Annotated in this window: 20 protein-coding genes and 1 tRNA gene; 14 read left to right on the forward strand and 7 right to left on the reverse strand. The window is 69.3% G+C overall.

Annotation, left to right across the window (positions count from 1 at the left end; genetic code table 11):
* The first annotated feature begins 58 nt into the window (after positions 1–58).
* From R2K23_RS00940 to R2K23_RS00960, 5 genes are all read left to right on the forward strand, one after another.
* Positions 59–583 carry a tRNA adenosine deaminase-associated protein gene (locus R2K23_RS00940; RefSeq protein ID WP_316513703.1) on the forward strand — a complete coding sequence of 175 codons (525 nt, stop codon included), beginning with the start codon at positions 59–61 and terminating at the stop codon, positions 581–583.
* The gene (locus R2K23_RS00945; protein WP_316513704.1) at positions 580–1,041 is read left to right on the forward strand and encodes a nucleoside deaminase; all 462 of its coding nucleotides are present in this window, start codon (positions 580–582) and stop codon (positions 1,039–1,041) included. The genes R2K23_RS00940 and R2K23_RS00945 overlap by 4 nt, the downstream gene beginning before the upstream one ends.
* 283 nt (positions 1,042–1,324) lie before the next feature.
* Positions 1,325–1,415: transfer RNA gene (locus tag R2K23_RS00950), tRNA-Ser, on the forward strand.
* A gap of 185 nt (positions 1,416–1,600) precedes the next feature.
* Entirely contained in the window at positions 1,601–2,572 is a 972-nt protein-coding gene (locus R2K23_RS00955; RefSeq protein ID WP_316513705.1) for a trypsin-like serine peptidase, read from the forward strand.
* A 37-nt stretch (positions 2,573–2,609) separates the two neighbouring features.
* Entirely contained in the window at positions 2,610–2,849 is a 240-nt protein-coding gene (locus R2K23_RS00960) for a hypothetical protein (RefSeq protein WP_316513706.1), read from the forward strand.
* Between the two features lie 7 nt (positions 2,850–2,856).
* On the opposite strand, the gene R2K23_RS00965 is transcribed toward R2K23_RS00960, so the two are convergent.
* A complete protein-coding gene (locus tag R2K23_RS00965; RefSeq protein WP_316513707.1) occupies positions 2,857–3,210 on the reverse strand; it encodes a Fe-S protein in 354 nt (117 codons plus the stop codon).
* A 74-nt stretch (positions 3,211–3,284) separates the two neighbouring features.
* Here R2K23_RS00965 and R2K23_RS00970 point away from each other — a divergent pair, with 74 nt between their 5' ends.
* From R2K23_RS00970 to R2K23_RS00995, 6 genes are read left to right on the forward strand one after another with little or no spacing between them, the layout of a single operon-like run.
* Positions 3,285–3,896: a TetR/AcrR family transcriptional regulator gene (locus tag R2K23_RS00970; protein ID WP_316513708.1), complete on the forward strand. Its 612-nt coding sequence runs from the start codon at positions 3,285–3,287 to the stop codon at positions 3,894–3,896.
* Positions 3,893–4,975: a DUF1214 domain-containing protein gene (locus R2K23_RS00975; protein WP_316513709.1), complete on the forward strand. Its 1,083-nt coding sequence runs from the start codon at positions 3,893–3,895 to the stop codon at positions 4,973–4,975. The genes R2K23_RS00970 and R2K23_RS00975 overlap by 4 nt, the downstream gene beginning before the upstream one ends.
* Positions 4,972–6,216 (forward strand): sulfotransferase family protein, encoded by a 1,245-nt coding sequence (locus R2K23_RS00980; protein ID WP_316513710.1) that lies wholly within the window; start codon positions 4,972–4,974, stop codon positions 6,214–6,216. The genes R2K23_RS00975 and R2K23_RS00980 overlap by 4 nt, the downstream gene beginning before the upstream one ends.
* A 7-nt stretch (positions 6,217–6,223) precedes the next feature.
* Positions 6,224–6,637 (forward strand): VOC family protein, encoded by a 414-nt coding sequence (locus R2K23_RS00985; RefSeq protein ID WP_316513711.1) that lies wholly within the window; start codon positions 6,224–6,226, stop codon positions 6,635–6,637.
* Between the two features lie 32 nt (positions 6,638–6,669).
* Positions 6,670–8,040 (forward strand): WS/DGAT/MGAT family O-acyltransferase, encoded by a 1,371-nt coding sequence (locus R2K23_RS00990; protein WP_316513712.1) that lies wholly within the window; start codon positions 6,670–6,672, stop codon positions 8,038–8,040.
* Positions 8,040–8,531 carry an NUDIX hydrolase gene (locus tag R2K23_RS00995; RefSeq protein ID WP_316513713.1) on the forward strand — a complete coding sequence of 164 codons (492 nt, stop codon included), beginning with the start codon at positions 8,040–8,042 and terminating at the stop codon, positions 8,529–8,531. Before R2K23_RS00990 ends, R2K23_RS00995 begins: the two co-directional genes overlap by 1 nt.
* Before the next feature lie 120 nt (positions 8,532–8,651).
* Here the strand turns inward: R2K23_RS00995 and R2K23_RS01000 are convergent, their stop codons facing one another.
* The 3 genes from R2K23_RS01000 to R2K23_RS01010 all read right to left on the reverse strand — a co-directional run bounded on the left by R2K23_RS01000 (position 8,652) and on the right by R2K23_RS01010 (position 10,379).
* Positions 8,652–9,185 carry a lipoprotein LpqH gene (locus R2K23_RS01000; RefSeq protein ID WP_316513714.1) on the reverse strand — a complete coding sequence of 178 codons (534 nt, stop codon included), beginning with the start codon at positions 9,183–9,185 and terminating at the stop codon, positions 8,652–8,654.
* A 163-nt stretch (positions 9,186–9,348) separates the two neighbouring features.
* A complete protein-coding gene (locus R2K23_RS01005; RefSeq protein WP_316513715.1) occupies positions 9,349–9,789 on the reverse strand; it encodes a lipoprotein LpqH in 441 nt (146 codons plus the stop codon).
* Positions 9,790–9,857: 68 nt separating this feature from the next.
* Positions 9,858–10,379 (reverse strand): lipoprotein LpqH, encoded by a 522-nt coding sequence (locus tag R2K23_RS01010; RefSeq protein ID WP_316513716.1) that lies wholly within the window; start codon positions 10,377–10,379, stop codon positions 9,858–9,860.
* 86 nt (positions 10,380–10,465) lie between these two features.
* On the opposite strand from R2K23_RS01010, the gene R2K23_RS01015 reads away from it, so the two are divergent.
* From R2K23_RS01015 to R2K23_RS01025, 3 genes are all read left to right on the forward strand, one after another.
* Entirely contained in the window at positions 10,466–11,230 is a 765-nt protein-coding gene (locus tag R2K23_RS01015) for an HAD family hydrolase (protein ID WP_316513717.1), read from the forward strand.
* Positions 11,205–12,434: a tRNA guanosine(34) transglycosylase Tgt gene (gene tgt / locus R2K23_RS01020; RefSeq protein WP_316513718.1), complete on the forward strand. Its 1,230-nt coding sequence runs from the start codon at positions 11,205–11,207 to the stop codon at positions 12,432–12,434. Before R2K23_RS01015 ends, tgt begins: the two co-directional genes overlap by 26 nt.
* A gap of 126 nt (positions 12,435–12,560) precedes the next feature.
* A complete protein-coding gene (locus tag R2K23_RS01025) occupies positions 12,561–13,793 on the forward strand; it encodes a cytochrome P450 (RefSeq protein WP_316513719.1) in 1,233 nt (410 codons plus the stop codon).
* Here R2K23_RS01025 and R2K23_RS01030 read toward each other — a convergent pair.
* The 3 genes from R2K23_RS01030 to R2K23_RS01040 form a co-directional block, all read right to left on the reverse strand.
* Positions 13,776–15,146 (reverse strand): flavin monoamine oxidase family protein, encoded by a 1,371-nt coding sequence (locus R2K23_RS01030; protein WP_316513720.1) that lies wholly within the window; start codon positions 15,144–15,146, stop codon positions 13,776–13,778. The genes R2K23_RS01025 and R2K23_RS01030 overlap by 18 nt on opposite strands.
* 88 nt (positions 15,147–15,234) lie before the next feature.
* On the reverse strand, positions 15,235–15,999 hold the full coding sequence (locus tag R2K23_RS01035; protein WP_316513721.1) for an amino acid ABC transporter ATP-binding protein: 765 nt from the start codon (positions 15,997–15,999) through the stop codon (positions 15,235–15,237).
* A complete protein-coding gene (locus tag R2K23_RS01040) occupies positions 15,996–17,495 on the reverse strand; it encodes an ABC transporter permease subunit (RefSeq protein WP_316513722.1) in 1,500 nt (499 codons plus the stop codon). The genes R2K23_RS01035 and R2K23_RS01040 overlap by 4 nt, the downstream gene beginning before the upstream one ends.
* Positions 17,496–17,508 lie beyond the last annotated feature (13 nt).

The following is a 17,508-nucleotide window of genomic DNA, read 5'->3' on the forward strand; positions in this document are numbered from 1 at the left end:
GCGGCGCGGGTACCGATCGCCTGGTCAACCGGTAGGTCTGGGACTACCGTTAGCCCGCATGGGACCCCAGCGGTCGAAGCAGGAAGTACCCACCGAAGCCGGCGCCCCGGACGGCTTCGGTGTCGCAGTGGTGCGCGAGGACGGCCGCTGGCGGTGCACGGCGCTGCGCGCGCGGGCGCTGAGCAGCCTCACCGCGGCCGAGACCGAGCTGTGCGAACTGCGCAGCGCGGGTGCGGTGTTCGGGCTGCTCGACATCGACGACGAGTTCTTCATCGTGATGCGCCCGGCCCCCGGCGGCACCCGGATGCTGCTGTCGGATGCCACCGCGGCGCTCGACTACGACATCGCGTCCGAGGCGCTGGACAACCTGGACGCCGAGATCGACGACGACGACCTCGAGGATTCCGATCCGTTCGCCGAGGGCGACCTGGCGGTGCTGTCCGATCTGGGCCTGCACGAGGACGTGCTCAGCGCGATCCTGGCCGAGACCGACCTGTACGCCGACGAGCAGATCACCAGCATCGCCCGCGAGATGGGCTTCGCCGACGAGCTGTCGGCGGTGCTGGACAAACTGTCTCGGTGAGCGGCGTCCCCGACGACGAGTCGCTGATCCGGGCGGCGTTGGCGGCGGCGCGGACGGCCGGCCCGCGCGACGTCCCGATCGGTGCCGTCGTCGTCTCCGCCGATGGGGTGGAGCTGGCCCGGGCGGCCAACGCCCGCGAGGCGGCCGGCGACCCGACTGCGCACGCCGAGATCCTGGCGCTGCGGGCGGCCGCCGGCGTGCTGGGGGACGGCTGGCGGCTCGAAGGCGCGACCCTGGCGGTCACCGTCGAGCCGTGCACGATGTGCGCCGGTGCACTCGTGATGGCCCGGGTGGCGCGGGTGGTGTTCGGCGCCTGGGAGCCCAAGACCGGGGCGGTGGGCTCGCTGTGGGATGTGGTGCGCGACCGCCGGCTGACGCATCGTCCGCAGGTGCGCGGCGGCATCCTGGCCGAGCAGTGCGCGGCCCCGCTGGAGGAATTTTTCGCCCGCCAGCGGTGAGCCGCCTGGACACCTCTGCCGCGACCGTGCATGTCTCCGGCTGACACACCGACACTTTCTCGTAGTCTGCGCCCGCTCGACACGGTGCTCACGGCAACCAAGGTGCATCAGGGCCTGGCGAAGGACCCGCGGCGCCGAGGCCCCGCTGTGCCGAGATTGCGCTCAGGGTCGCACCGCGGCCACCGGCACAGCCCTGGTGCTGATCTCGGCGTAGAAACGGGACTTGACGCTGGCCACCGCCGCGATTATGGCCAGTGGGACCTCGGCCGGTAAGCTGCCACACGGTGGCGTGTCCGAGCGGCCTAAGGAGCACGCCTCGAAAGCGTGTGTGGAGTAACCCTCCACCGTGGGTTCAAATCCCACCGCCACCGCCAAAGCCCGCCGCCTGCGAATGCAGGTGGGGGGCTTTTTCAATGCGTGGACTTCACGAGGTGGCCCGGGGCGCGTGGCGGTATCCCTGCAACGCAGGTAGCCGAGTACGCGTGGCCGCGGTCTGGGAGCCGACGAGCATCGGTGCTGCGCCGGCCGGCGCGAGACCACCCACACCCAGGAGCACGCGATGTCTCAACTGACCAAGGCAAACGGCAAGCTGTCGGAGACGCAGTACGAGTCGGTGGGCGTTGCCGCGCCGCCGGCCGCGCCGGCGCCCACCTCCACCACGGAGTATGAGTCGCCCAACGGGCTCGAGCTCAACAATCCGGATCCCGACGCGGAGTCTTCCGGCGCGACTGCGCTCGCCGTCGGCGAGGACACCGACATCGAGTTCGGGGCCCCCGCACTGACGGAGATCGACGCCGTCGAGGTGCTGCCGGACGCCATCCTCGGCAGCTATCCCGAACTCGAGAATGTCTCCGAGGTCATCATCGGCGCCGACGAGCGCATCCGCGTCCATGGCACCGCCACGTATCCCTGGTCGGCGATCGTGCACCTGCGGATCGTCGCGGACAACGGAGCGGTCCTGGGCGGCACCGGGTTCCTCATCAGCCCGCGCACCATCATCACCGCCGGGCACTGCGTCTTCCTGCATGAGCGCGGCGGTTGGGCCCGTTCGATCGAGGTGGTCCCGGGCCGCAACGGCGCGCAGCGCCCCTTCGGGACGTTCACCGCGCCGCGGGCCTCGCTGCGCAGCGTCACCGGCTGGACCTCGAGCAAGCAGCGCACCCACGACTACGGTGCGATCATCCTGCCCGGCAACGCGCGTCCGGGCGCGCAGACCGGGACCTTCGGTTTCGCCTCACGCAACGACAACTTCCTGCTGGGGTCCGCGTTGAACCTGTCCGGCTATCCGGGAGACAAGCCCAACGAGCAGTGGTTCATGGCGCAGCGGACGAAATCGGTTGCGGAAAGGGTGATCACCTACGACATCGACACGGTCGGCGGCCAGAGCGGCTCCCCGGTCTGGGTGCTGCAGAACAACCAGCGCTACGCGGTCGGGGTCCACACCAACGGCCACACCTCGGGGAATTCGGCGACCCGAATCAACGGCAACGTGTTCGACCGGCTCCTGGCCTGGAAGAACGAGGGACAATAGCCGCAATGGACAAGCCGAGGTCGGTGGGGCGCCTGTGGTGACCCTGCGCTTCGAGGATCCCGACGGTCGCGCCCTGGTGGACGCCACCGTCGGGATCCGCAGCGCGCCTGTGGAAGTGCACGACATCACCGTCAACACCGACGGCGCGGGCCGAGTCCAGTTCGACCTCGCCGAACCCGGCCACTACGAGTTCTTCGTCGTGGCCGAGGGGGTGGCCCGCACGGTCGGTGCCGACCTCGGCCCCGACGCCGACGGGTCCACCCTGGTGGTGCGCTGAGCGGCGACTACCAGAGCACCGCGATGCCGGCCGCGGCGAGCACCAGGATCCCGACGGCGTAGAACATCCCGCGCGGGACGGGCTGCCCGGTGCGCTTCTGGCGCGCCCCGCCCATCCCGATCAGCCCGCCGATCACCACCAGCAGCACCAGTTTGATGCCCAGCTTCGGGTAATTCAGTTCGATGCCCGCCGGCCACGGCGCGGCCAGGGCGAGACCGGTCAGCAGCGACACCAGCAGTCCGTAATCCATCACCCGGCTCACCCGGAATTGCCGGGAGACGAACTCGGTGACCCAGGCGCCGAACAAGGTGGCGAACCCGATCAGATGAACCAATACAACTACGTCACGTAGTAAGTCCACACCCCGATCGTAAGCCGCGACCGCGTTCGACCAAACCCCGCACCATTTACGTTACGGCGTGTAACCATAACCGCGTGATCGACGAGTCCGCCGTCCGCGGTCGCCCCCGCGACCCGCGCACCGACCGCGACATCATGGCGGCCACTCGTCGGCTCCTGGCCCGCGACGGCTACGAGCAGTTGAGCATCGAATCCATCGCCAAGGCGGCCGGCGTCAGCCGGCCCACGGTGTATCGGCGCTGGCCGTCCAAAGCGCACGTGGTGTTCGACGCGGCGTTCGCCGCCCCGAGGCAGGCCGAATTACCGCCTCCATCAGGGGATTTCGAAACCGATCTGCGGGCGTTCGTCCGGGGCGCGCTGACGTTCTGGAGCGACCCCGTCGTCGAGGCCGCGGCGCTGGGCATCCTCGCCGAACGGCACCGCAACCCGGATCTGCACATCCGCACCCAACAGTTGCTCGACGAGCGCACCCGTACCGCGTTCCGGGAACTGGTACGCGCCGGGGTCGAGCAGGGGGCGGTGGCCCCCGATACCGACGTGGACACCATCTATCAGGTGCTCATCGGAACCACCTTCTACCACGCCCAGCTGGGCGGCACCGCCGACCAAGACCTCGCAGATCGACTGTGCGCCCTGGTCATTCAGGGCGTCCGCTGCGCCCCAACCCGAAAGAAGGCATCGCGATGAGCCACATACCGGAGCTGTCGGCCGCCTACAACGAACTGCTCGACGAACTGCGCGCCATCGAGCAGAAGCTGCTCACCGCCGACCCGCCGCTGAGCGAGCCCGACCTGCTCGACGGCTACCGGTTGACGTTCAGCCTGCTGCGCGTCACCGTCGACGCCTACGTGTGGGGCGACCGGGACAACCCGATCCTGACCGACATCATCGGCCCGTATCTCAAATGGGGCGGCGACAATTCGGACGCCTTCTATCAACTCGCGCCGTTGGACCCGAACCGCACCTACCGGGTCACCGGAAACCGCGGCGACGCCGCGTACCTGTCGATGACTGTGTACGGCGGACCCGGCGGCGGGCAGTACAGCAACCGCATCGTCGGCACCATGAACGACCGCAGCCTGGACATCGACGCCGACGGCAACTTCGAGTTCCTGCTCAGCCCCGAACCCCAGCCGGGCGCCTGGCTGCGACTCGACCCGGACGCGGAGTTCGCGCTGACCCGCGACTACCTCACCGAACCCGGCACCGGCCGCAGGCCCGAATGGAAGATCGAGGCGCTGGACCCGCCGCCGCGTCGCCGCGACAGCGCCGAGGACCTGACCCGCCGGCTGCGGGCCGCCAAAACCTGGCTGCGCGAACAGGTGTCGTTCCTGCCCAGCCGGATCGGGCCGCCCAACGAGATCCACGAGCCGTTCCCGGTGCCCGAGCATGCCTACGGCTGGTCGGCCGCCGACGCCGCCTACGCGATGGGGGCCTACGAGCTGGGACCCGATCAGGCGCTCGTGGTGACGGGAACCTCACCGGAGTGCGTGTTCTGGAACCTGTGCCTGTGGAACCCGTTCCTGCACACCTTCGACCACACCTACGAACGCGTGACCATCAACGGCGCGCAGGTCAGCTACGAGCCCGACGGATCCTGGGAGATCGTCATCAGCGACCGCGATCCGGGCCACCCCAACTGGGTGTCCACCGCCGGCCGTGCCAGCGGGCTGATCTGGCTGCGCTGGTTCCTGCCCGAACAGACGCCGCAGCGGCCGCAGTGTCGCGTCGTCGACCTCGCCGAGGCCGCGCGGGGCGCCCGGTGACCAGCACGCCGGCGCCGATCCGGTTCACCGACCTAAGCGAGCCGGTGTATCCCGAAGCCGCACAACCGATCCGCGACGGCCTGGCCGCCTACAGCGCGACGGTGCAACTGGAACCCGACGTGCTGTGCGCGACCGCCGCCGAGCGCACCGGCCTGCACGACTGGGGTGACCCCGCGTTCCGCGGCCGCCTCGAGATCCTGTGCACCGCGCTGCGCGACGAAGCCGGGCTGTCCGACGTGGGTACCGCCGTCGTCTTCGAGCAACTGGTGGGCAACCTGGTCAACCGGCTGCGGCTGGAGGCGCTGATCGCCGCCCACCCCGAGATCGAGGAGGTGGTGATCGACCGGCCGATCATCATCTGCGGCCTGCCCCGCACCGGCACCACCCACCTGCACAATCTGCTGGCCGCCGACCCCGGCCTACGGCACCTGCCGTATTGGGAGAGCCTGGAACCGTTCCCGACGCCCGAGCCCGACGACCCCGAACCCCGGCGGCAGCGCTGCGCCGCCGGCCTCGACCTGCTGCACACCTCGCTGCCGGAGTTCCGCCGCATGCACGACATGACCGTCGAGCACGCCCATGAGGAAATCCAGCTGCTGGCCAATGACATTGCCGGCATGTTGTTCGAAACCACCTATCACGTACCGAGTTTCGCGGACCACTACAAGTCCACGGATCAGGGACCGTCCTACGCCTACCTCAAGCGCACGCTGCAGGCCCTGCAGTGGCTACGCGGCGGGCGCCGGTGGGTGCTGAAGTCGCCCCAGCACCTCGAACAGTTCCCGACGCTGGCCGCCACCTTCCCAGACGCCACGTTTGTTGTCACGCATCGCGACCCCGTCGAGGTGACGACCTCGATGCTGACCATGATCTGTTATGCGGCGCGGATGTCGACCGCGCGGCCCGACCCGGCCACGCTGACGCGGCACTGGTTGCAGCGCATCGGCGACCTGCTCGACGGGTGCGTGCGCGACCGTGACGTGCTGCCCGCGCAGCAGTCGATCGACATCCGCTTCGACGACTTCATGGCCGACGAGGAGGGCACGCTGGACACCATCTACCAGCGCGCCGGCCAACCGCTCGACGACCGGGCCCGCGCCGCGATGCGGGACTTCATGGCCGAGAATCCACGCGGCCGACACGGCGGGGTGATCCACGATCCGGCGGCGCTCGGGCTGGAGACCGCGGTCGTCGCGCAGCGGTTCGAAAGCTATCGGCGCCGGTTCGTCGATCCGTCATGATGATCCGATGACGGTGAAACTGGATCTGCTCACACCCGGCATCGAGGTCGCGTTGGTGACCACCCGGCTCCCCGAAATGATCGCGTTCTACGAGAGCTTTCTCGGCCTGCCACCCCAGGGCGAGGTGGAGTTTCCCGGCGGCTCGCAGCGCCGCTACGCCGTCGGCACCAGCGTCGTCAAACTCGTCAGCTACGACAACCCGCCCCCGGTGCCCGCGGCGCCGGGGGGCGGCCGGGCCCAGGCCGGGATCCGCTACTTCACCATCGGCGTGAAGAACCTGCGCGAGGTCGCCGACAAGATCGCCGCGTCCCCCTACGAACTGGTCGAACCGTTGACGGAGTTCGCCCCGGTCCCGGGCATGGGTTGGTTGTTCGTCGCCGACCCGGACGGAAATCACCTCGAGTTCTTCGGAACGCTGTGATGAACGCCGCCGCCCGCGGGTAGTAATGGCTCATGGAGCTGATTTCGCCGACCGACCTGATCTTCCTGCTGGGGGAGAGCCGTGAACATCCCATGCACGTCGGGGGGCTGTCGCTCTACGAGTTGCCGGACGGGGCCGGGCCGGATTTCGTGCGGGAACTGTACGAGGACGTCGTCGCCATCGAGGACTTCCAGCCGACGTTCCGCAAGCATCCGGCCACCCTGCTCGGCGGGGTCGCCAACGTGGGCTGGGCCTACGACGACGACGTCGACCTGGACTACCACCTGCGCCGTTCGGCGCTGCCGAGCCCGGGCCGCATCCGCGACCTGCTCGAGCTGACGTCGCGGTTGCACGGCACGCTGCTGGACCGGCACCGCCCGCTGTGGGAGGCCCACCTCATCGAGGGGGTGCCCGACGGGCGGTTCGCCGTCTACACCAAGGTGCACCACGCGCTGCTCGACGGCGTCTCGGCGCTCAAGCTCACCGAACGCACGCTGGCGACCGACCCCGAGGACACCGAGGTGCGCGCGCCCTGGGCGTTGGCGCCCAAGATGCGGTCCCGCAGCAGCGCCGCCTCACCAGTCAACCGGCTGTTGCGCACGGTCACCGACACCGCCGGCGCGGTGGCCGGGGTGGCGCCGTCGACGATCAAGCTGGCGCGCGCCGCGCTGCTCGAACAGCAATTGACGCTGCCCTTCGGGGCGCCGAAGACCATCCTCAACGGCAAGATCGGCGGGGCCCGCCGGGTAGCGGCCCAGTCCTGGCCGCAGGATCGGATCAAGCGGGTCAAACGGGCCGCCGGGGTCACCGTCAACGATGTGGTACTGGCCATGTGCGCCGGCGCGCTGCGCGCCTACCTGCTGGAACGGCAGGCGTTGCCGGATACCCCGCTGATCGCGATGGTCCCGGTGAGCCTGCGCTCGGAGGCCGACGCCCACGCCGGCGGGAACCAGGTCGGCGCGGTGCTGTGCAATCTGGCCACCGACCTCGAAGACCCCGCGCTGCGGCTGGCAACCATCAGCGACTCGATGGCCGGCAACAAGAAAGTCTTCGCCGAGCTGCCCAAGATCCAGGCCATGGCGCTGTCGGCCGCGTTGTTGTCCCCGCTGAGTCTGGTCCTGCTGCCCGGCGTGGTGGGCAACACCCCGCCGCCGTTCAACGTCGTGATCTCCAACGTCCCGGGGCCGCGGCAGCCGATGTACTGGAAGGGCGCCCGGCTGACGGGCAACTATCCGCTCTCGATCGCGATGGACGGCCAGGCCGTCAACATCACCCTGGCGTCCAACGCGGACCAACTGGACTTCGGCATCGTCGGGTGTCGGCGCAGCGTGCCGAGTCTGCAGCGGTTACTCGGCCACCTCGAGGACGCGCTGAAAGATCTCGAGCGCGCCGTCTGCGACTGATGGCGAGGCTCAGCGCGGGGGTGCTGCTGTACCGGTTCGCGGTGGGGAGTAGCGGGGGCGCTGCGGGCGGGGAACTCGAAGTCCTGCTCGCCCATCCCGGCGGCCCATTCTGGGCGCGCAAGGACGAGGGCGCGTGGTCGGTCCCGAAGGGGGAGTACGGCCCGGATGAGGATCCATGGGCCGCCGCTGCGCGGGAGTTCGCCGAGGAACTCGGGCTGCCGGTGCCCCGCGGGGAACGGCTGGACCTCGGCGAGGTCAAGCAGGCCGGCGGGAAGGTGGTCACGGTGTTCGCCGTCCACGCGGACTTGGACATCACCGAGGCCCGCAGCAACACCTTCGCCCTCGAGTGGCCCCGCGGCTCGGGGCGGATGCGCGAGTTCCCCGAGGTGGACCGGGTGGCGTGGCTGCCGGTCGAGACCGCGCGGGCCAAGCTGCTCAAGGGCCAGCGGCCCTTCCTCGACCGCCTCCGGACCCACCTCGCCGAAAGGTGAGTTTGGGCCGGTTTGTGCGAGTGGTTTCCGGCATTCCGTCGATCTCGGCGACACGCTCAGGCCTGAAACGGCAGCGACGGCGCACCCGCGGGGGCGCGCCGTCGCCGGAAGGTGCTGCGACTACGGGCAGGTCACCTTGATCTCGAAGGGCTTGGTCACCATCTCCATCGGGTTGGCCAGGTCGGCGCCCGAGGCGGTGCCGGTGATGGTGTAGGTGTTGCCGTCCTTGGAAGCGGTGGCTTCGCCGCCCGGCGCCCCTTCGGCGTAGCCCAGAGCGACGCCGTCGACGCTGCCGAGTCCGACCGAGCGCACGACGGGCTCATCACCCTCGCTGACCACGGCGCCGATGCCGCCGGCCGGGTCGCCGAGGCCGATCTGGATGTTGCCGCCCATCGCGACGCACGTGGGGTCACCCTCGATGTTCTGGTCTTGGCCGTCGATGGTGACCTTGGGGCCGTCCACCGCTTCCTTGGCCGCGTCGGTGGCGGAGGTGACCGCGCTCTTGGCGGTTTCGGTGGCCTCCTCGACGGCGCTCTTGGCGCTCTCGGTGGCCTCGTTCACCCGATCGGAATTGGAACTGTCATTCGAACAGCCGACCAACCCGCCGATCAGGATGGCCGCCCCGCTGACAGCGACTGCTAGCGCTCGCTTCACCACTGTTCTCCTTTTGTCGTGATCCGCCGGGGTCGGCGAATCCCTCAAAAAGTATGGTCGGCGGTCCCGCGATCAACCGGGAAATGAAAAAATTGTTTGCTGTACGCCGATAGTCATATGAAAACAGCGGTATCGACTTTTGCTCCGCGAGGGCGGAATCCGGTCAGCAGGCCACCTTGATCGAGAATGTGCCGGTGGTCCGGAAGCTGGGGGCGTCCGTGGCGAAACCGTCGGCGCTGCCGGTGACGGTGTAGGTGTTCCCGCTCATCGTGACCTCTGCCTCGTCGTCCCCGAGGCCGCGGTTGTAGCTGCCGGTGAAGCCGCCGAGTTCCCGGACGGATACCGATTCCGCGATCAGCCCCTCGGCGTTGGAGATCACCAGGGTGCTGCCGGAGGTGTCGTCGCCGGTGGTGATGGTGGTCTGCGACCCCGCGGGGGTGCAGGACACCGAATCGAACTCGCCGAGATTGTTGTCGTTGATGGTGATCTCCGCGGTTCCGGAAACCAGCTCACCCGGCGGCGGGGTGTACTCCTCGGAGCCCGAGGAACAACCCGCCAGCACCGTCGCGCCGACCGCGGCGACGACCAAATATGAATACTTCACCAGGGCAATGTATCCGGGCCGCGGGCGGCGGGGTCCCGTTTTGCCGTCGCGTCGTCGGCGTTGCGCGGTCAGGGGCAGGTCACCGTGAGCTCGAACGGCATCTCGACGGGCTGGGCCGGGTCGGCGTCATCGGCGGACTCGGTGCCCATGCCGGTGCCCTTCACGGTGTACCGGTTGCCGTCGCGGGTGGCCTCCGGATCCGGTGAGACGCCCTCGAGGAAGATGAGCGACGGCCCGTCGGAACCCGGTTCGCCGATACTCACCGACTTCACCGCGGGCGTCTCTTCGTCGGTCACCACGACGGAGGTGTCCTGCGCGGCGGCGATGGTGATGGTGGTGACGCCGGCGTCGGTCTGACAGGTGATCGACGAGATCTCACCGATGTCGGAGGACCCGAAGGTGACGCGATCGCCGTCTGCGGGCCCGCCCTCGGCGGGCGCGGCGCCCGGCGCGGTGTCCGCGGGCGCCGAGGTCGTCCCCGCCGTACCGGCGGTCTCGGTGCTGTCGGAGGTCTCGGCGTCCTGCGAGGAGCAACCGGCGAGCAGGGCGAGGGCCACGGCGCAACCGCCGGCGAGAACTGAATGCTTCATGCGTCGAGTATGACGGTGGCCGCGCCGCGGAATCCGGCGGACCGATCGACTCGCCTAAACTGGCCGCATCGGAAGGGGTCGATGCGGTGGCGGATCTGATCGCCGAGGTCGCCGAGGGACCGTCGGGGGCGCACGTCGGTGCCTTCTTCGACCTCGATGGAACGCTGATCGACGGTTTCACGCCGTCGGCACACGCGCGTCACCGAATCAGGAACCGCGAGGCCAAAATTGGTGAGCTGTTCGGAATCCTGGAGGCAGCGCTGCGCTACCGATGGGGACGCATCGAGTTCGACCGGCTACTGGTGCGCGCCGCGGGGTACCTGCGCGGATCGGCGTTGGCCGAACTGGAGGAGCTCGGCGAGCAACTGTTCACCGACCAGATTCGGCCGCGGCTGCACGCGGAGATGATCCGCCTCATCGGCATCCACCAGGACCTCGGTCACACGGTGGTGTTGAGTTCGTCGGCGCTGACCATCCACGCGGGCCCGGTGGCACGGGGGCTGGACATCCCGCATCTGATCTGCAACCACTTCGAGGTCGACGCGCACGGCCGGCTCACCGGCGGGATCGTCACCCCCATCATCTGGGGTGCGCGCAAGGCCGCGGCCGCGACGACGTTCAGCGCCCGGCACGGCGTCGATCTGGGCAGCAGCTACTTCTACGCCGACGGCGACGAGGACGTGGCGTTGATGCGCGCGGTGGGCAATCCGCGGCCGGTCAACCCGCGTCCAGGCCTGGCCGCCGCGGCGGGCAAACACGGCTGGCCGGTCCTGCGGGTCCACGGCCCGCGCCGTCGTCCGCTGCGCATCGGGTTGAATACCTGGCGTGGGCGAACTCTTCGAGGTGCGTGAGACGCTGCCGGACGGCCGCGGTCGCGCCGGGGTGATACACACCCCGCACGGTGTCATCGAAACGCCGGCCTTCATCGCCGTCGGGACCAAGGCCACCGTCAAGGCCGTTCTGCCCGAAACCATGAAATCGCTTGGTGCGCAAGCGGTTCTGGCCAACGCATATCACCTGTACCTGCAACCCGGCCCGGAGGTGGTCGACGAGGCCGGTGGCCTGGGCAAGTTCATGAACTGGCCGGGCCCCACCTTCACCGACAGCGGCGGCTTCCAGGTGCTGTCCCTGGGCGCCGGTTTCCGCAAGGTCTTGTCGATGGACGCCAATCGCGTGCAGGCCGACGACGTGATCGCCGCCGGCAAGGAGCGCCTGGCCCGGGTCGACGACGACGGCGTGACGTTCACCTCGCATCTGGACGGGTCCACGCACCGGTTCACCCCCGAGGTGTCGATGGGCATCCAGCATCAGCTGGGTGCCGACATCATCTTCGCGTTCGACGAACTGACCACGCTGGTGAACACCCGCGGCTACCAGGAGCAGTCGGTGCGTCGCACGCACGACTGGGCGGTGCGCTGCATCGCCGAGCACCGGCGATTGACCCGCGCCCGCGCCGACAAGCCGGAGCAGGCGCTGTTCGGGGTGGTGCAGGGCGCGCAGTATGAGGATCTCCGGCGGGAATCGGCGCGCGGCCTGGTCGAGATCCGCGACGAGGACGGCCGGGGATTCGACGGCTTCGGGATCGGCGGTGCCCTGGAGAAGCAGAACCTGGCGACCATCGTCGGCTGGGTCACCGACGAGTTGCCCGACGACAAGCCGCGGCACCTGCTGGGCATCAGCGAACCCGACGACCTGTTCGCCGCGGTGGCCGCCGGCGCCGACACGTTCGACTGCGTGTCGCCGTCGCGGGTGGCCCGCAATGCCGCCATCTACTCGATGACGGGGCGCTACAACATCACCGGCGCGCGCTACAAGCGCGACTTCACGCCGCTGGACCCCGAGTGCGACTGCTACACCTGCGCGCATTACACCCGCGCCTATGTCCACCATCTGTTCAAGGCCAAGGAGATCCTGGCCGCCACCCTGAGCACGATCCACAACGAACGGTTCGTCATCCGGCTCGTCGACCAGATCCGCGCGGCGATCGTCGACGGCCGCTTCGAAGACCTTCGCGAGCACGTCCTCGGCCGCTACTACGACACCGCCCAAAGGTGAGCCCACCCCGCGCCCAAAGGTGAGTTTGGGCCGAAAAGTGCGAGTAGTTTCCGGCTTTTCGTCGATCTCGGCGTGGAGGCGTGCACGCTGACCTGCGTCGTTCTTAGACGCGTGCACAATAAGAACATGACCGGTGCGCAGGGCCTCGCCGAACCCAAGGAACTGCTTCTTCGTCTGCTCGACCCCGCCACTCGGGCCGACCCGTATCCGCTCTACAGCGAAATCCGGGAGCGCGGCCCCATCGTGATGCCGGAGTCGAACTTCGCGGTGTTCGGCACCTTCGCCCAGTGCGACGAGATCCTGCGCCACCCGGCCTCGGCCAACGACCGGCTCAAGTCCACCGTCGCGCAGCGGGCCATCGCCGCCGGGCAGCCCGCCCGGCCGTTCGGACAGCCCGGCTTTCTGTTCCTCGACCCGCCCGATCACACCCGCCTGCGCAAGCTGGCGCAGCAGGCGTTCGCGCCCAAGGTGGTCAAGGCCCTCGAGTCGGAGATCGTCGCGCTGGTCGACGGGCTGCTCGCCGAGCTGGAACCGGGTGCGGAGTTCGACGCGATCGCCGGGCTGGCCTACCCGCTGCCGGTGGCGGTGATCTGCCGCCTGCTGGGTGTCCCGCTGGCCGACGAGCCGCAGTTCAGTGCGGCTTCCGGGCTGCTGGCCCAGGGCCTGGACCCGTTCATCACGTTCACCGGTGAGGTGTCCGACTCGTTCTCCGATCGCCTGGAAGCCGGCCGCTGGCTGCGCGGCTACCTGCACGATCTGGTGGATCAGCGCCGCGGGGACCCGCGCGAGGATCTGATCTCCGCGCTGATCGCCGCCGAGGAGGACGGCGATCAGCTGACCGAGGACGAGATCGTGGCCACCTGCAACCTGCTGCTGATCGCGGGGCACGAGACGACGGTCAACCTGATCGCGAACGCCATCCTGGCCATGCTGCGCGAGCCCCGGCATTGGGCGGCGCTGAGCTCCGATCCCGGGCGCGCGTCGGCCATCGTCGAGGAGACGTTGCGCTTCGACCCGCCGGTGCAGCTGTCCAGCCGGGTCGCCACCACCGACATGACCATCGACGGAGTCACGGTCCCCGCCGGCGATTCCCTGATGGTGATGATGGCCTCCGCCCAACGGGATCCTCAGATGTACGACAACCCGGACACGTTCGACCCCGACCGCGGCCCCATCCGGCACCTGGCCTTCGGGCTGGGGCCACACTTCTGTCTCGGCGCCCCGCTGGCGCGGCTGGAGGCCACGATCGCGTTGTCCGCGCTGACCGCCCGCTTCCCCAAAGCCCAACTGGCCGGCGAGCCGGTCTACAAGCCGAACGTCACCCTGCGCGGGATGGCCACGTTACCGGTGGCCGTCTGACAACTCGGCGATGACGGCGTTGGCCGCGCGTTCCCCGGCGTCGACCGCGCCCTCCATGTAGGCGCTCCACCGCGTCGCTGTATCGGTTGAGGCCCAATGGATCACGCCGATCGGCGCGGCCAGCGCGGAGCCGTAGGCGGTCCACACCAGCGGTCCGCAGTTGGCGTTGTAGCAGCCGCGGGTCCATTGCCGCTCGGACCACTCGCCGTCGACGTAGGCCTCCGGGCGGGCGGCGCGCGGCCCGAGGTGCCGGACCAGCTCCGCGGTCAGCGCCGCGCGCCGCTGCTCCTCGGGCAGCTGCGAGCACACGCGGGCCTGCTCGCCCTCCAGGAACAGCAGGATCACACCGTGCGCATCGCCGGGAACCCCGCTGTCGTTGGACATTCGGGCCGGGCCGACGTCGGAGATGATCTGTCCGTTGAGGCCGTCGGCGCGCCAGAACGGCTCGTCGTAGACGAAGAAGGCCTTCATCGCCGACCCGTTCGGGAGTCGCTGGGTGAGCTGATCGCGCCGCCCCGGCAGCGGTGGGTCGTACATGATCCGACCGGCCAGGGTCGGTGAGATCGCGACGATGACCCTTCGCGCCCGGGCGATCAGGCCGCCGCGGCAGTGCACGGTGACCCGGTCGCGGCCGTGCCCGATCAGCTGCACCGGCGCGTCGAGAACGATGTGCTCGGCGATCAATGCCGCCAATCGGCGGGGGATCTCGCCGGTGCCGCCGACGAACCGGGTGGTCTGCGCGCCGCCCTCGGACTCGGCGAACAGCTCCGCGGTGACCCCGCAGGTCTGGATGGTGAACAGCAGGTGCAGCAGTGACACCTCGACGGTCGGCACCGCCAGGATGCCCACCGTGCAGATCTCCAGTAGCGTGCGCGCCACCGGCGAGAGTCCCTGCTCGTCGTACCAGGCGCCGGCGGTGACCGCGTCCCAGTCGGCCGCCCGCGGGGCCAGCCACGGTGCGGCCGGCGGCACCTCGGCCGCCATCTCGTCGAGCCGGCGCAGCACCCGCTCCAGCTCGGCGAGTTCGCCGCTGAAACGGGCGTGAAACGCATTCTCCCGCAACACTCCCGAGCCATCCAGCTCGTAGGAGGTCTCGCCGTCGTCGTACTGCGGGAAGGTCGGCACGCCCAGTTCCTCGGCCAGCGCGAACATCCGGTGGTGGGTGTCGCCGATCCACTGGGCGCCGATGTCGACCGGTAACCCGGGCAGCGCCTCCTCGGTGAGGATGCGCCCGCCCACCCGGTTGTCGGCCTCCAGGATCAGCGGCCGCAGGCCGGCCGCCAGCAGGGTGCGCGCCGCGATCAGCCCCGAAAGACCGGCTCCGACAACGACGACGTCCGCCTCGTGCGCCATGGCCATCACCCTTCACCGCGAGCGTGCGCGTCCCCGGTCCGACACGCCGACCGAATCCCGTGGTCTGCGCACGCTCGGCGCGACCCCGCTACAGCGGGTTGAGGATGCGCTGGAGGAACTGCCGGGTCCGTTCCTGGGTGGGATCGCCGATCACTTGCGCGGGCGGACCCTGCTCCAGGATCACCCCGCCGTCGGTGAACAGCACCTGATCGGAGACCTGCCGGGCGAACTGGATCTCGTGGGTCACCACCACCAGGGTCCACCCCTGTTCGGCGAGGTCCTTGATCACCGACAGCACCTCGCCGACCAACTCGGGGTCCAGCGCCGAGGTCGGCTCGTCGAACAGCACCACCTTGGGCCGCATCGCCAATGCCCGCGCGATCCCGACCCGCTGCTGCTGGCCCCCGGACAGTTGGTACGGGTACTGATCGCGTTTGTCGGCCAACCCCACCTGACGCAGCAGCTCGACGCCCTCGGCCTCGACCTCGGCCCGGGGACGCTTCTGCACGACGAGCGGCCCCTCGGTGACGTTCTGCAGGACCGTCTTGTGCGGGAACAGGTTGTGCGACTGGAACACCATGCCGCTCTGGGCGCCGTAGCGCCGCAGCTGATCGCGGGACAGCGGCCCGGCGAAATCGAGTTCCACGTCGCCCACCTGGATCTGCCCGCGGTCGGGGCGGTCCAGGGCGTTGAGGGCGCGCAGGAGCGTGGTCTTACCGGAGCCGGACGGGCCGATGATGGTCGTCACCGAGCCCTGGGCCACGGTGAACGACACCCCCTTGAGCACTTCGTTGTCGCCGAACGCCTTCCACACGTCCCGGGCGGCGACACGGTTCTCGGATGCTGTGCTCACTTGGCCACGAACCTTTCCAGTCGGTGTTCGACGCGGCTCTGCCCGAACGACAAAGCCAGGCAGATCACCCAGTAATAAACCGCCGCGGTGCCGTACAGCGCGAAGAACTCGAAGGTGGGTGCGGCGGCGATCTGGGCGGTGCGCAACAGCTCGGTCACCAGGATGGTCGACGCCAGCGAGGTGTCCTTCACCAGCGATATCAGCGTGTTGGACAGCGGCGGCACGGCCACCCGCGCGGCCTGCGGCAGCACGATCCGCTGCAAGGTCGTCGAATACCCCATGCCGATGGTCTGCGCGGCCTCCCATTGGCCCTTGGGGATGCTCAGGATGGCCGCGCGGATCACCTCGGCCGCATACCCGCCGACGTTCAGGCTGAAGGCGATCACCGCCGCCGGGAACGGGTCGATGCGGATGCCGAGTTCGGGCAGCGCGTAGAACACGATGAACAGCTGCACCAGCAGCGGGGTACCGCGGATGATCGAGATGTAGAGCCGGGAGACGTTCTGCAGCAGCCGGTTCGACGAGATCCGTGCCAGCGCGACCAGCAGCGCGAGCACCAGCCCGATGGCGAAACTGATGATGGTCAGCGGGATGGTCATGGTGATCGCGGCCTTCGCCAGCGGCCACAGATTGTCCGCGATGAGCCGCCACACCGAGCGCGGCTGCGCCCCCGCGGCGGCCGCATCTCCCGCCGCGGCGACGCTGGAGGCGTCGGCGTTGAGGTACCGCTGCGAGATCGCGCTCAGGGTGCCGTCGGCGCGCAATTCGTCGAGCGCCGCGTTCAACTCCGGCAGCAGCCCGCTGTCCTTGCGCGCGGCGAAGCCCTGCTCGCTGATCTCACCGGTGGTGGCGGCGATCTTCACCCCGGGATCGCCGGTCTCGGCCAGGTAGGCGTAGACGGCGATGCTGTCGTTGATGACCAGGTCGACCCGGCCCTGGCTGAGCAGCTTGATCGCCTGGGTGAAGCCCTCGACGGCCTCGACCCGAGCCCCGTTGTCGCGGGCCACCTGAGCCCAGTTGCTGGTCGCGGTCTCGCCGGCGACCTTGCCCTCGATGTCGGCCAGCGAGGCGATGCTGGTGTCGTCGGCGCGGGTGACGATGACGCCCTCGCCGACGGCGTAGGGCTCGGACATGTCGTAGCGGTCCTGCCGCTCCGGGGTGATGGTCACCTGGTTGGCGACGACGTCGAAGCGGTTGGCCCCCAACGCGGCGAAGATCGAATCCCAAGGGGTTTCGACGAACTCGACCGGCACGCCCAGGCGTTCGCCGACCGCCTGCGCCACGTCGACGTCGTAACCGGTGAGCGCGTTGGTGGCCGGGTCGTGGTAGCTGAACGGCGCATAGACGCCCTCGGTGCCCACCCGCAGCACGCCGGCGGCCGCCACCGGATTGTCGGTGTCCTGGGTGGAGGACCCGCAGGCCGTCAGCATCCCGGCCAGCAGCGCGACGAGCACGGCGATCGGTGACAGCGCTCGCCGCCGCAGGGAGTAGCTCATCCGGCGGACGGTA

The sequence above is a fragment of the Mycolicibacterium sp. MU0050 genome (assembly GCF_963378085.1).
Classification (GTDB): domain Bacteria; phylum Actinomycetota; class Actinomycetes; order Mycobacteriales; family Mycobacteriaceae; genus Mycobacterium; species Mycobacterium wendilense.

Coding starts and splice junctions, on each gene's coding strand:
- R2K23_RS00940 (WP_316513703.1), top strand. CDS start 59: ATGGGACCCCAGCGGTCGAAGCAGGAAGTACCCACCGAAGCCGGCGCC.
- R2K23_RS00955 (WP_316513705.1), top strand. CDS start 1,601: ATGTCTCAACTGACCAAGGCAAACGGCAAGCTGTCGGAGACGCAGTAC.
- R2K23_RS00975 (WP_316513709.1), top strand. CDS start 3,893: ATGAGCCACATACCGGAGCTGTCGGCCGCCTACAACGAACTGCTCGAC.
- R2K23_RS00985 (WP_316513711.1), top strand. CDS start 6,224: ATGACGGTGAAACTGGATCTGCTCACACCCGGCATCGAGGTCGCGTTG.
- R2K23_RS00990 (WP_316513712.1), top strand. CDS start 6,670: ATGGAGCTGATTTCGCCGACCGACCTGATCTTCCTGCTGGGGGAGAGC.
- R2K23_RS00995 (WP_316513713.1), top strand. CDS start 8,040: ATGGCGAGGCTCAGCGCGGGGGTGCTGCTGTACCGGTTCGCGGTGGGG.
- R2K23_RS01010 (WP_316513716.1), bottom strand. CDS start 10,379: ATGAAGCATTCAGTTCTCGCCGGCGGTTGCGCCGTGGCCCTCGCCCTG.
- R2K23_RS01025 (WP_316513719.1), top strand. CDS start 12,561: ATGACCGGTGCGCAGGGCCTCGCCGAACCCAAGGAACTGCTTCTTCGT.
- R2K23_RS01030 (WP_316513720.1), bottom strand. CDS start 15,146: ATGGCGCACGAGGCGGACGTCGTCGTTGTCGGAGCCGGTCTTTCGGGG.
- R2K23_RS01040 (WP_316513722.1), bottom strand. CDS start 17,495: ATGAGCTACTCCCTGCGGCGGCGAGCGCTGTCACCGATCGCCGTGCTC.